This is a genomic window from Aeromonas sp. R2-3, assembly GCF_040908375.1.
In the GTDB taxonomy this organism is placed as follows: Bacteria; Pseudomonadota; Gammaproteobacteria; order Enterobacterales; family Aeromonadaceae; genus Aeromonas; species Aeromonas veronii.
This window is the reverse complement of sequence record NZ_JBFODP010000030.1, coordinates 177,528-190,679: the sequence shown is the minus strand read 5'-3', so window position 1 is coordinate 190,679 and position 13,152 is coordinate 177,528. Positions and strand designations below refer to the sequence as shown.

The 13,152-nt window shown below is 60.7% G+C and carries 12 protein-coding genes; 5 read left to right on the top strand and 7 right to left on the bottom strand.

Going from position 1 to position 13,152, the window contains the following annotated elements:
- Positions 1-2: 2 nt before the first annotated feature.
- From AB5Z02_RS16025 to AB5Z02_RS16015, 3 genes are read right to left on the bottom strand one after another with little or no spacing between them, the layout of a single operon-like run.
- Complete coding sequence (locus AB5Z02_RS16025) at positions 3-1,571, bottom strand: ATP-binding protein (protein ID WP_368216453.1); 1,569 nt, start codon at positions 1,569-1,571, stop codon at positions 3-5.
- Between the two features lie 17 nt (positions 1,572-1,588).
- On the bottom strand, positions 1,589-3,139 hold the full coding sequence (locus tag AB5Z02_RS16020) for an NAD-dependent malic enzyme (protein WP_368216451.1): 1,551 nt from the start codon (positions 3,137-3,139) through the stop codon (positions 1,589-1,591).
- Positions 3,140-3,162: 23 nt separating this feature from the next.
- Positions 3,163-4,479, bottom strand: coding sequence for a 2-hydroxycarboxylate transporter family protein (locus tag AB5Z02_RS16015; RefSeq protein WP_368216449.1), 1,317 nt, complete (start codon positions 4,477-4,479; stop codon positions 3,163-3,165).
- A gap of 986 nt (positions 4,480-5,465) precedes the next feature.
- Between AB5Z02_RS16015 and AB5Z02_RS16010 the strand changes: the two genes are divergently transcribed.
- From AB5Z02_RS16010 to AB5Z02_RS15990, 5 genes are all read left to right on the top strand, one after another.
- Positions 5,466-5,978 (top strand): MarR family transcriptional regulator, encoded by a 513-nt coding sequence (locus AB5Z02_RS16010; RefSeq protein WP_064337040.1) that lies wholly within the window; start codon positions 5,466-5,468, stop codon positions 5,976-5,978.
- A 1-nt stretch (position 5,979) separates the two neighbouring features.
- Positions 5,980-7,035 (top strand): HlyD family secretion protein, encoded by a 1,056-nt coding sequence (locus AB5Z02_RS16005; RefSeq protein ID WP_043818894.1) that lies wholly within the window; start codon positions 5,980-5,982, stop codon positions 7,033-7,035.
- Positions 7,025-8,122 carry a DUF2955 domain-containing protein gene (locus tag AB5Z02_RS16000; protein ID WP_231720742.1) on the top strand — a complete coding sequence of 366 codons (1,098 nt, stop codon included), beginning with the start codon at positions 7,025-7,027 and terminating at the stop codon, positions 8,120-8,122. The genes AB5Z02_RS16005 and AB5Z02_RS16000 overlap by 11 nt, the downstream gene beginning before the upstream one ends.
- A gap of 208 nt (positions 8,123-8,330) precedes the next feature.
- Positions 8,331-9,059 (top strand): ABC transporter substrate-binding protein, encoded by a 729-nt coding sequence (locus AB5Z02_RS15995; protein ID WP_223849344.1) that lies wholly within the window; start codon positions 8,331-8,333, stop codon positions 9,057-9,059.
- Positions 9,060-9,200: 141 nt separating this feature from the next.
- A complete protein-coding gene (locus AB5Z02_RS15990; protein ID WP_005338437.1) occupies positions 9,201-9,557 on the top strand; it encodes an MliC family protein in 357 nt (118 codons plus the stop codon).
- A 56-nt stretch (positions 9,558-9,613) separates the two neighbouring features.
- Here AB5Z02_RS15990 and AB5Z02_RS15985 read toward each other — a convergent pair whose 3' ends face one another.
- From AB5Z02_RS15985 to nrdD, 4 genes are all read right to left on the bottom strand, one after another.
- Positions 9,614-10,006, bottom strand: a complete 393-nt coding sequence (locus tag AB5Z02_RS15985; protein WP_231720741.1) for a TonB family protein — start codon at positions 10,004-10,006, stop codon at positions 9,614-9,616.
- A gap of 177 nt (positions 10,007-10,183) precedes the next feature.
- Positions 10,184-10,354, bottom strand: a complete 171-nt coding sequence (locus tag AB5Z02_RS15980; RefSeq protein ID WP_005338440.1) for a YqaE/Pmp3 family membrane protein — start codon at positions 10,352-10,354, stop codon at positions 10,184-10,186.
- Positions 10,355-10,418: 64 nt separating this feature from the next.
- Complete coding sequence (gene nrdG / locus AB5Z02_RS15975) at positions 10,419-10,928, bottom strand: anaerobic ribonucleoside-triphosphate reductase-activating protein (RefSeq protein ID WP_368216447.1); 510 nt, start codon at positions 10,926-10,928, stop codon at positions 10,419-10,421.
- A 100-nt stretch (positions 10,929-11,028) separates the two neighbouring features.
- The gene (gene nrdD, locus AB5Z02_RS15970; RefSeq protein WP_368216446.1) at positions 11,029-13,146 is read right to left on the bottom strand and encodes an anaerobic ribonucleoside-triphosphate reductase; all 2,118 of its coding nucleotides are present in this window, start codon (positions 13,144-13,146) and stop codon (positions 11,029-11,031) included.
- Between the last annotated feature and the right edge of the window lie 6 nt (positions 13,147-13,152).

Genomic DNA, 13,152 nt, shown 5'->3' with positions numbered 1-13,152 from the left:
GCTCACATTAATTGGTTTTTATTCAAGTAGATACCAAACAGGGTGGTCTGCTCGGCGGTTCGCCGCCATTCTATCACACCCTCGTGCCGACCCACGGTCTCCTTGACCAGGAACAGACCCACCCCGTGATCGCCGCTCTGGCGACTCACCCCGTAATCGAACAGATGATCGGCCAGCTCCTCGTCGACCCCCTCGCCGCTATCCTCCACCTCGATCACCAGTCGCCGCCCCACATCGCACAGAGAGAGCAGCACCCGCGGTGGCCGCTGCTGGCGGTTGCGCCAGGCCGCCTGCAGGCCGTTGTCCAGCAGGTTGCCAATGAGGGTGATGAGATCGGCCGAGACCGAGGCCGGATACTCCGCCAGCGCCGAATCGGGATCTAGCTCCAGAGTTACCCCGAGCTCGCGGGCCCGGCTGAACTTGCCGAGAATAAGCCCCGCCACCGGCTTGTTGTCGATCAGCCGCAGCAGCTCCTGCAGCATGGTCTGGCACGCTTCGTTCTCCTGCTGGATCAGCTCCACCGCCTGATCCACATGGCCCAGCTGCAACAGGCCGGAGAGGCTGCTCAGCTTGTTGGCGAACTCGTGGCTCTGCATCCGCAGCATCTCGGCATACTGGCGCAGGTGGGTCACCTGCACCCCCAGACTGGCGGCCACCTCCGGACGGCTGAAGATCAGCAGCCGCCCCGGCGCCTTGCCCTGCACCGCCTGCCAGCGACCGACAAATGACTCCCCCTGAATGGTGAAGCTCACCTCGCCCCCCTCCTGCTCCAGACAGGGGGCAAGGGGCGGCACCAGCTCCGCCAGCGACTGCCCCTGCAGGGCGTGGCGCCCGGTAACCGGCAGCCGCAGCTGATAGCTGGCGGTGCTGTTGATCATGTTGATGTTGCCGCGGCCATCGAGGGCGATGACCCCTTCGGTGATGTGCTCCAGCACCAGATCCTGCAGGGTGAAGCGGCGCACGATCGCCTCCGGCTCCAGATCGAGCAGGGTCTTGCGCAGCAGATATTGCACCCAGAGTGCCAGCAGCAGACCACACCCCAGCACTGCAACGATGGCGCTGATGAGCAGGGCTACCCGTTCCATATAGATGCCCTCCACCTGCTGCATCAGGTAGCCCACCACCACGGCCCCCATGACGCGCCCATCCCCGCCAACCACAGGAGAGAAGCAGCGGATCGCCGGCCCCATGGTGCCCCGATCCTTGGAGCAGTAGCTGCGCCGCTCCTGCAGCGCGGGCCAGATATCCTCGCCGCGGAACTTCTGCCCCACCAGCTCGGGGTTGGGGTGGCTGAGGCGGCGACCATGCTCGTCGGTCACCACCATATAGGTGGCGTCGGTGCGGTTGCGGACCGCCTCCACGTAGTCGCGCAGGGTAGGATCACTGCCCTGACGCAGGGCCTCGACCACCCGGGTGTCCGCCGCCATCACCCGTGCCAGATCGCTCCCTTTATCCTGCAGATTGCTCTCCAGCAGATGACGGATAAAGAGGGCCAGCAGGCTGCCCAGAATGAGGATCAGCAGCAGGGAGAGCCCAAGAGAGAGGGTGACCAACTGGTGGCGAAGTTTCATGCACATACCTTAAAACGTCAGGACGCTGCCCAATAGTGCGGATGCCACCAGGTCTGGTCAATCAAAGGTGCCGGATCGCCGACAAAATCGGCCAACCCCTCCTCGCGGGCACAGAGTGCCACCGCTCTGGCGACGGCGCGGGCCACCTCTCCCACCTGCTCGATGGGGGGCAACAGCCGACCTGCCACCAGTGGATAGGCGCCAACTGCCCGCACCGCGGCCAGCAACATGCCATCGCTGATGCGGCGCGCCTTGACGGCGCAGGCCCCGAGACCAATCCCCGGGAAGACATAGACGTTGTTGCACTGGGAGACTACCCGCCGCTCCCCCGCCACCGTCACCGGCGCAAAGGGGCTGCCGGTGGCCAGCAGGGCGCGGCCATCTGTGGCAGCCCACACCTGCTCGGGGGTGGCCTCGGCGCTGCGGGTCGGGTTGGAGAGTGGCAGGATCACCGGCTGATCGCACACCTCCCCCATCGCCTGCAGCACCTCGCCAGTAAAGAGGCCGCCCTGACCGCTCACGCCAATCAAGACCGTCGGGCGCACCTGACGGATGGTCTCCAGCAGCGAACTGCGCCCCTCCTCCACGGCACGGGCAAATGGCTGTTGGGCGTGGGTCAAATTGGGACGATCGCTGCAGACCACTCCGTCCTGATCAAACAGCCAGACGCCGTCGTGACTCCCCGCAAGCTGGGCCAGCATGGCGGCGATGCCGCAACCGGCAGAACCCGCGCCGACGATCAGTACCGGCGCATCGCACAGGGCGGTACCCGCCTGCTGCAACCCAGCCAGCACGCAGGCAGAAGCCACTGCCGCCGTGCCCTGAATATCGTCGTTGAACATGCAGAGCTCATCGCGATAACGGGTCAGCAAGTTGGCGGCATGCTTGCCGGCAAAGTCTTCAAACTGCAGCACCACCTGCGGCCAGCGCTTGCGAATGGCGGCCACCACCTTGTCCATGAAGTGGTAATAGCTCTCGCCGTCGATGCGCGGGGATTGCCAGCCGAGGTAGGAGTCATCCTCCAGCAGCTCGGGGTTGTTGGTGCCCACATCGACGCAGAGCGGCAGGGTACGCGCCGGATTGATGCCACCCGCGGCGGAGTAGAGCGCCAGCTTGCCGATACAGATCCCCATGCCGCCGATACCGAGATCGCCAAGCCCCAGCACCCGCTCACCATCGGAGATAACGATCACATCCACCTCCTGCTCTACCGACTCGAGGATGTCGTCGAGATCGTCCCTGTCATGCCAGGAGAGATAGAGACCGTGACTGCGCAGATAGAGATCGCTGTGGCGCTGACACGCCTCTCCCACCACCGGGGTGTAGATGATCGGCAGCAACTCAGGCAGGTGGTGGCGCACCAGATCGTAGAACAGCACCGGGTTGTCCTCCTGCAGCTGGCGCAGCAGCAGATGCTGGTCAAACGGACTCTGCATGGCGCTGACCAATCGGTAGATCCGGCGCCGCTGCTGGGAGAGGGACTCCTCCTTGTGGGGCATACGCCCGCGCACGCCCTGACGCTTGCGCTCGGCATAGGGCAGGCTGGTGCCCATCATGATGTCGTTCATTTTGTTTGTTCCTCAATCCGGTATCAGGCGAGCAGGGAGATAAGCGCGGTAGCCAAAATAAGCATCACGGCGCCGCCAAGACGGGAGGAGATCTGGGCAAAGGGCATCAGCTTCATCCGCTGGGCCGCCGAGAGCACGGCTACGTCGCCGGTGCCGCCCATGTTGGCCATACAGAGCCCGCCGGTGATGGCCGCCTCGATGGGGTAGAAGCCGATCATCCGACCCACCAGCGCCGCGCCGAGGGCGCCACCGATTACGGTGACCATGACCAGCACGAAGTAGCTGACGGAGAAGGCGCTGATGAGCTCCGGAATACTGGTATAGGCGACGCCGATCCCCACTAGCAGGGAGGGAGTGAGGTTGCTCACCACAAACTGATACCAGTCGGCTGCCGCCTGCTCATAACGGCGCGGCAGCAGGCCGCTCACCTTGATAAAGGCGACGGACAAAATCATCAGGGCGAAGGGGTGCATGGGGATAAAGTTGCCAAGCAGGGAGCCCAGCACAAACATGCTGGAGCTGATGAAAAGGCCCATGCCGAGACTCTGCAGGGTCGGCGCTTCGGCCTGCTCATCGGCAATGCTCTGGCTACTTTCCTTGACCATCAGCTTGCCGTTGCCGGTCAGGGAGGGGTAACGGCGACCAAGGCGCGCCAGCAGGGAGCCCACCAGAATGGCAAGGGTATTGGCGATCACGACCGCCGGTACCATGCGCGACAAGAGATCCGCACTGGACATCTGCATCGGGCCGGAGAGGATCTCCACCAGAGGCACCGCGCCAGCCCCCATGCCGCCGCCCATGATGGGCAGGCCGATCAGCAGCACTGCATTCTTGAAGCCATACCCCATCAGGGAGCCGACCAACCCCACGCTCAGCAGTGCCAGCGCGACACCGCCAAGAATGACCGGCAGATAGCGCATGGCGGCATTTTTCAGCAGCGCACCGCTCATGCCGAACACGGACCCTGTCACCAGACTGGCGATAAAGAAGTTGAGAAAGCCCCCCTCCTTCATGAAGTTGGTGATGACCTGCCCCGCCTGCACCGGCAGCAGCTGATATTCGAACAGGGCGGCGCCGCCGAAGATGGCGAGGATGGTGCCGCCCCCCAGATATTCACGGATCGGCATGATCCGCTCACCCAGCTCGGTCAGCAGGGTGCCCAGCACAAACATCAGCGCCAGCGCACCGACCATGCCCAGCGGCAACGAGCCGTTCCAGCCGGAAAAGAGAACGCAGGTCGCCAACCCCAGAAATATAAAGAGCGGCATACCGGCAATTTGTTGGCCGCCCATAAAGGCGGCCTTTTCTTGTGTGGTTTGTAGGGGTGAGAGGTTTTTCATTGTTATGTACTCTGCGTGTGATTGTGGCCGCTACTTTATTGATCCCCCTCGCCCCTGTCGGTTAGCCAGACTGCAAAGCCATATAAAAACATTAAAAACTTAAACATCATGGTGCCGCCAACGTGCGCTGCACAATAGAACACCAGACATACGATACCCGACCAAGTCAGGAAATAGGGCGATAAAACGAGCGAGCCCAATGATGGATATTTGGGTGATCAGCAGTAATAACGATGCGATGATCTTCCCCCTTCTGGGAAATAACAGAGCCAGATGACAAGCTCTGCGACCATTTATCGCCACAGCTCCTGTGAGTGATAATCAGCGGGCAATGTCATCGCCACGACGCGAGTGCCACGGCATGCCACATCAGGGTTTAAGTCAGCGTGCAGGAAGCACGCACGATGAAAAATGGTGAGGAGAAAGATGCAAAAAGAGGAGATTGAAATAGTGATGAGTCAAGCCAGCGAATACCAGAGCACTGGCTTGAACTCACAAGGATCACACACGGTCAGGTCTATTCTGCCAACAGCAATGGAATATTGGCGGGGTCAAAATCATGACTGATATCGGTACTTCTGATAGCGCCTTCCCGATTCACGCCATGGTGTGACTCTGCACCATATTCCCCATCACTCAACAGCGCTTCAATTGCCAGATACACACATCCACTGTCATATCCATCCACAACCCATTTCCCCCTTGTTTTATAACCCCATCAATATTAGCGGATAAAAAAAGAGCTGCTCGCTGAAGCTGAAAATTTCATGAAAATAACCACCGGATATCCTCCATTCACGGCGCAATATCCGAATCGGCAAGAGAGCCTCGAGTGGATCAGCCCCGAAAATAATATCAGGGGCTCGAATGCTGCCAACTCGCACCAGCGAAAGCTCCGACCAGAAACGTGATCTGCATCACACTATTTACTTAGCCTGCTAAACAAGTATGATAGTTAGCAGGCTAAGTAGATTGAGGATGAGAAGATGACGGATCTGGAAAGGTTGCGCGAGCTGTCGCTCGCCGAGCAGATAGCGCGGATGCACCGGCTATGGCGTACTGCCGCCGACCTGGAGCTGGCTCCCCTTGGCCTCACCCATCCCCGCTGGACCGCGCTGTGGAAACTCTCCCGCATGGGGAGCCATGTCAGCCAGAAGACCCTGGCCGAAGCCCTCGAGATAGAGCTCCCCTCCCTGATGCGCACCCTGGGCCAGCTGGAAGAGCAGGGTCTGATTGAGCGCCACTGCTGCAGTCAGGACAAGCGGGCCCGCATCGTCTGCGTGACCCCGGCTGGCCAGACCCTGCTCGATCAGATCGCCGACCGCATCATGAATATCCGCCGGGAGCTGCTGGGGGGCATCGACGAGCAGACCCTGCAACTGTTTGAAGCCACGGTGCAGCGGATCTCGGCCAACGCCCTCAGCAAAATTGAACAACACCACGACCGACAAGCCGGAGGCGATACAAGCCCTCCCGAGACCGACACAGAGAGAGAATAAGATGACCCCGGATCAACAATTTACCCGCTGGATCAAATGGTCCATGGCTGGCTTTGCCACCCTGTTTGCCTATTTTCTGATAGCCGACCTGCTGATGCCCCTCACCCCTCAGGCAATGGCGACCCGGGTGGTCACCAAGCTGGCACCTCAGGTGAGCGGCAAGGTGATCGAGGTTGCCGTTCATAACAACCAGCAGGTCAAGAAGGGGGATCTGCTGTTCAGGCTGGATCCGGCCCCTTTTGAACTGGCAGTGGAGCAGGCCCGCCTTGCGCTGGCGCAGGCAGAACAGCAGAACAGTGAACTGGATGCCGCTCTGACCGCCGCCGTTGCCGAGATCAACGCCAAGGAGACCCTGGCCAGCCAGAAGTGGCGCGAGGCTGAGCGGATCGATGCGCTCTACCAACGTCACATGGTTTCGCTGCAACAAAAAGATGAGGCTGACAGCGCCCTGCGCAGCGCCCAGGCCAACCTGCGCGCCAGTCAGGCCAAACTGGCCCAGATCAAGGCCAGTCGTGGCGTGACCGGTGAGGACAATCTGTTGCTGCGCCAGGCCCGCAACAAGCTGGCGCAAGCGCAGCTGGCCCTCTCTTACAGCCGGGTCCACGCGGATCAGGATGGCACCATCACCAACCTGCAGCTCAAGCCGGGCAGTATCGCCAGCGCGGGCAGCCCGCTGCTGGCGCTGGTGTCGGAACAGGTCGATGTCATAGCCGATTTTCGGGAGAAGAGCCTGCGCCATGTTGGCGAGCAAACCCGCGCACTGGTGGCCTTCGATGGCGAGCCGGGTCAGCTCTATCCTGCCCGGGTAAGCAGTCTGGATGCCGGGGTGAGTGCCGGTCAGTTTGATGCCAATGGTCGACTGGCCGCACCGGTGGAGTCGGATCGCTGGGTACGGGATGCCCAGCGGATGCGGCTACACCTCGAGCTGGAGCAGCTCCCCGACCATCTGCCAGCCGGGGCGCGGGCCACGGTACAACTGCTGCCGGACAATGCCCTGACCGCCATGCTGGCACGGGGCCAGATCCACCTGCTCAGCCTGCTCCATTATGTCTACTAACCACGCAACTCACCCGTCGGCCAATACCGCCCCAGCACACCCCGCCGGTGGTGCTGCCGCTCACCTCTGGTATCGGCCCCTCACCGGCAACGAGCTGCGCCAGTGCCTGCGCATCGCATTTGGCTGCACCACGGGCTTTTTGCTCTGCAAGCTGTTTGGCTGGAATTACGGGGTCTTCTATACGGTCACACCAGTGCTGCTGCTGGGGATGGTGCCGGTGATGAATGGCCATGCCGCACGCCAGCTGATCGCGGCTGCGGTGGTCTGTGGGGTGGAGGTCGGGCTGCTGGGGGGACTGTTTGGCAGCCATCCGGCGCTGATGACCCCTATCGCCTTTCTGCTGTTTCTCTACCGTTTCGCCGCCATGTCGCGGGGCAGCCTGTTTCTGTTCGGGGCCAACGGGGTGCTGAGCCTCAGCATCATGCTGCACTTTGCCAGCTATCCGCAGACCGACCTCAACGACCTGATCCTCAACAATATCTGGGCGAGCATGCTGTCGGTGCTGATCGCTTACCTGATGACCATGCTGATCCCGGATGTGGATGCAAGACCCAAGCCCGCCTCGGCCCCCAAGGCGCCGCACCGAATGCGCCATGAAGCCCTGCTGGGGGCCACAGTGGCCACCCTGTCATTTCTGGTCTTTCAGGTGTTTGACCTGCGCGACTCCATGTCTGCCCAGGCCACAACCTTGCTGGTGCTGTTCCCCATGCATTGGAACGGTGCGCTGAGTTATGCCCGCAAACGGGCGATGGGCACCTTGCTGGGGGTCACCTTCGGCTTGCTCGGCCAGCTGCTGCTCTATGACTGGTCAGGACAACTGCTGCTTGTCGCCCCGCTGCTGTGGCTCGGCGCCATGCTGTTCAGCCATGCTCACGTCAAGGAGGCAGGCGGCTCCGGGGTCGGCTTTGGCGCCCTCACTACCCTCGGCATCCTGTTTGGCCAGTACCTCACTCCGGGCAACGATCTGGTGTTCAGCGCCCTCTACAGGGTGAGCAGCATACTGTTTGCCATCGTGGTCACACTGCTGGCCTGCTACCTCGTCCACCGGTTGCTCAACCGCTTCGAGGCGACCCGCTTCGGTTATTGATTTCCTGTTGTAAGCACTGTTGTCAGCCCATGGATGAGCTCTCTTTCGCCCCGTCGCCTGCCGGGGCTTTTTTTCTCGCCCTCGTTTACCTCCCTCACCAATACTCCTGCCACTACAAGTCAGCGCAGAAGTGTGGCTATGCTTGTAAGGCTGCTGTCGATGAGGTGCACCTATGGTCGCGTTGTTAAAAAAATGGCTGGTTTGTCTGATGCTGTTGGCTACCAGCCCGCTCGGGGCCACCCCGCTTGTCATTGGTGCCGAAGATGACTGGGCCCCCTACTGCGAGCGCGACAAGGACAATGAGGATGACCAGCCCCACGGACTGGCGCCTGAGCTGGTCAAGGCGGTGTTCGCCGCCGAAGGGATCGAGATTGTCTTTCGCACCCTTCCCTTCGCCCGCTGCATGCACGATGCGAAAAGCGGCAAACTTGCGGGGTGCTTCAACGCCACCATCACCGAAGAGAACCGCTACCAGTACCATTGGCACGATACCCCCATGTTCGAGGAGGATCTTGCCATCTTCGCCCTTGCCAGCGACCCGCAACGGGATCTCAAGCTCACCTCGCTGGAAGGCAAGCGGGTGGGCATCACCCTCGGCTACACCTACCCCACCGATTTTATGGAGAACCCCAGGATCACCCGCTTTCAGGCCAAATCCGATGCCCAGATCCTCGAGATGCTGGTACGTGGCCGGGTCGACTACATCCTGATGAACGGCATGCCGGGCTACCTCAAGATCCAGCAAAAACAGCTGACAGGCAAGGTGGTCAAGGTTGGCAAGCTCTCCACCGATGGCTTCTGGCTCGCCTTCTCCCGCCACCACCCGCAAGGGGAAGCGCTGGCCAAACAGTTCGAGCAGGGGCTGCAGAAGATCAAAAACAACGGCATCTATGAGACGCTGATCCGCCAGTTTGAAACCAGACTTGGCCTCTACTGATGGCGATGCCTTCCTGATTGCACCCTCTCATACTCGCGCGGTATGCCGGACAGCCAGCGACGCACCGAATGGCCGTGCGGATTGCACAATAACGGCAACCTGTTAGGCTCACGCCCGTATGACACCAATGGAGCTGTAATCATGAATAAGGTACATATGATGGCCGCTGGTGCGCTGGCCCTCGGCCTGCTCGCTGGCTGCAATCAGGGCAATACCCTCTCAGTCACTGGTGGCGAACCGGTCAGTTACCAGTGCGAGCAGGGCAAGAAGGTGCAGGTGCGCTACTTCTCCCTCTCCGACGAAAGCCTCAACTTTATCAAGCTGTCACTGCCGGACGGCAAGGATTACACCCTGCCCCAGGCCATTTCGGCCTCCGGTGCCCGCTACACGGACGAACATGAGGCCGTCTGGTGGAACAAGGGGGATGAGGGCTTTGTCGAGCTACGGGATCAGGATGGCGAGTGGCAGACCGCCTACAACGACTGCAAACAGCAATAAACGTGACCCCGGCCTGGCCGGGGTCTCTCTTTCTCTGCCATCAGAGTGGTGGGGGATCAGTTGATCTCGATCTCGAAGCGGTTGGTTACCTCGACCGGAATGGCATCCGGGTTGCCCTCTGCCGGGCTGTAGCGGATCCGCGAGAGGGTCGCCAGCGCGCTCTGCTCCAGCTCGCCGGGGGGCTCGGCCGCCACCACTTCCGGCTTGACCGGCGTGCCGCTGGCGTCGATTTGATAGCGAACTTCCACATACCCCTTGACCGGTTTGGCCGGCAGGGCCGGCTCGTCATTGCCAAGCCATGACCACGGCTTCTCCTGAACCCAGTAGCTGGACAACTGCTCGAGAGGGATAGCGATCGGAGCGCGCTCGTGCGCTACCTCCTGACGGGATGAGCACCCCAGCAACAGTGTCACTGCCAGACCTGACCATACTGCGACTTTCCACTTCATGTAACGCTCCTTGTTCTCTGCCGGTACTTGTTGCCGGACTGCGGGCCGCTCAACGCGCGCCCTTTTGGTCAGTCACCCATCCTAACGAAAAAGTATTCGTATGAACATGAACAAAAGGGCCATCCCCGAGAGGTTGGCCCTTTTATCGTCAATGAGCTCACTAACCAGCCGAAGGTATCAGCCGCGCTTGTCGCTCACCACCAGCCAGAGCGCATGCACCATGCCCGGCAGACCGCCCATCAGGGTCAGCACTATGTTGATTAAAAAGTGCAGGCTAAAGCCCACCTGGATAAACGCGCAAACCGGGGGCAGGAAAATGGCCAGCAGGATCTTGAGCAGATTGTTCATCTCGGCTCTCCTTTTCAAAAATGTCGTCAGGATTGGAATGGGCTAACCATAAACATCCCGGGCTTCAACTGCAAACCAGACAGGGAATTCGCTCACCCGCATCACGCCAGGCGTTAAGGTCGTGGATCTGCTGATTGCTGCTGCCACGCCAGAGCAGGCCGGGGTCTGCCAACGCCTTTTCAAACTTGCCATCCACCAGCACATCCAGCAAGGCCACCAGCTCGCGCTGGGCCTCTGACAGCTCGCCGAGCCGGTAGCCGGTCCAGCACCAGATATCCTTGCCCGGACACTCGGCGCGTACCCGTTTCACCAGCGCCAGCACGTGGGGCACGTTGGCCGGGTGGAGTGGATCGCCGCCGGAGAGCGACAGACCTCGCCGTTTGATGCGGCTGTCGTTGAGATCCGCAATGACGCGATCGCTCATCGCCTGATCGAACGGCTTGCCGCCATCCAGCCGCCAGGTGCTCTGGTTGTAGCAACCCGGGCACTGATGCTCACAACCGGAGACAAACAGGGTGGCACGGGTGCCGGGGCCGTTAATCACATCGACCGGGTAGTATTGGTGGTAGTGCATCGCTTGTTTCCTGCCTCGTTCACGGGAAGGCGGCATGGTTGCCGCCCTCCAATGAAAATGGCCCCTTGAGTCAGGGGCCAGCTCTTCATCGCCTGTGCGCTTACATATGTTTGACGCGGCGCTTCACCTCTTCCTGCTTGCCCGCATTGAAGGGGCGCGCATCGGGGCTACCGAGGTAGCCGCAGACACGGCGGGTCACCGACACCTTGGCCGGGTCATGGTTACCGCAGCGCGGGCAGGTGAAGCCCTTGGAGGTGCATTCGAACTCGCCGGTGAAGCCGCAGTCGTAGCACTCGTCGATGGGGGTGTTGGTACCGTAATAGGGCACCTTGTCGTAGCTGTAATCCCAGACGTTTTCGAGTGCTTCCAGATTGTGCTGGATATTGGGGTACTCGCCGTAGCAGATGAAGCCACCGCTGGCGATGGGCGGATAGGGCGCCTCGAAGTCCAGCTTGTCGTACGGGTTGACCTGCTTCTCCACATCGAGGTGGAAGCTGTTGGTGTAGTAACCCTTGTCCGTCACACCGGATACCACGCCAAACTCTTTGGCATCGATGCGGCAGAAGCGGGTGCAGAGGTTCTCGCTCGGGGTGGAGTAGAGGCTGAAACCGTAGCCAGCCTCCTCTTTCCACTCATCGATGGCCGCCCTGAGACGGGCGATGATAGCGATGGCTTTCTGTTGCAGCTCGGCGCTGTCAAACAGGTGCACCTTGTCACCAAACAGGGCGTTGATGGTCTCGTGAACCCCGATATAACCGAGGGAAATGGAGGCACGACCGTTCTTGAAGATCTCGCTGACGTTGTCGTCCGCCTTGAGGCGCACGCCGCAAGCCCCTTCCATATAGAGGATCGGTGCAACCCGTGCTTTCACCCCGTCCAGACGGGTGATGCGGTACATCAGCGCCTTCTTGGCGACCCGCAGGGAGGCATCGAGACGATCCCAGAAGTCCGCTTCGTCACGGGATTTCAGCGCAATGCGCGGCAAGTTGAGGCTCACCACACCCAGGTTGTTGCGACCTTCGTGGATCAGCTCGCCATTCTCCTCGTAGGCACCGAGGAAGGAGCGGCAACCCATGGGAGTCTTGAAGGAGCCGGTCACCTTGACCACCTGGTCGTAGTTAAGGATGTCCGGATACATCCGCTTGGAGGCACACTCCAGCGCCAGCTGCTTGATGTCGTAGTTGGGATCGCCCTGCTTGTGGTTGAGGCCATCCTTGATGGCAAACACCAGTTTCGGGAACACGGCGGTCTTCTTGTTCTTGCCAAGACCAGCGATACGGTTGCTGAGGATGGCACGCTGGATCATCCGCGACTCCCAGCTGTCCCCCAAGCCAAAGCCGAAGGTGACGAACGGCGTCTGACCGTTGGCGGTGTGCAGGGTGTTGACCTCGTACTCCAGTGACTGGAAGGCGTCGTAACACTCTTTCTCGGTGCGAGCCATGGCGTAGGCTTCCACATCGGCAATGCCCCACTCTTCGGCCACTTCACGGTGTTTCTGCCAGCTGATGGTCACATAGGGGGCCAGCACTTCGTCGATGCGGTTGATGGTGGTGCCGCCATAGATATGGCTCGCCACCTGGGCGATGATCTGGGCGGTCACGGCCGTGGCGGTGCTGATGGATTTCGGGGTATCGATCTCCGCATTGCCCATCTTGAAGCCGTGGGTCAGCATCCCTTTCAGATCGATCAACATGCAGTTGAACATCGGGAAGAAAGGTGAGTAATCGAGATCGTGGAAGTGCAGATCACCGCTCTCATGAGCCTGAACCACATCACGGGGCAGCATGTGGCTGGTGGCATAGTGCTTGGCGACGATACCGGCCAGCAAGTCGCGCTGGGTCGGGATCACCTTGGAGTCTTTGTTGGCATTCTCGTTGAGCAGGGCGGCGTTGGTCTGCTCGACCAGACCGCGGATCTCCTGCGCCAGACGGCCGCGCGCCTCGCGAGCCTGATCCCTGTCGTGGCGATATTCGATATAGGCACGGGCGATGGCCTTGTCGTCGGAAGCCATCAGGTGGTTTTCGACCCGGTTCTGGATCTCGTGGATATCAACTTCACCACGCCCTTCCAGCTCCTGACTCACGGCATTGGCAATGCGGGAGGCGAGTGCCGGATTGGCCTGATTGACCGCTTCCGCCGCTCGGCTGACTGCCTCTGCAATCAGCTGAGCATTGAATGGTGCGCGACATCCGTCACGTTTGATCACAACCGGTTTCATGAATTT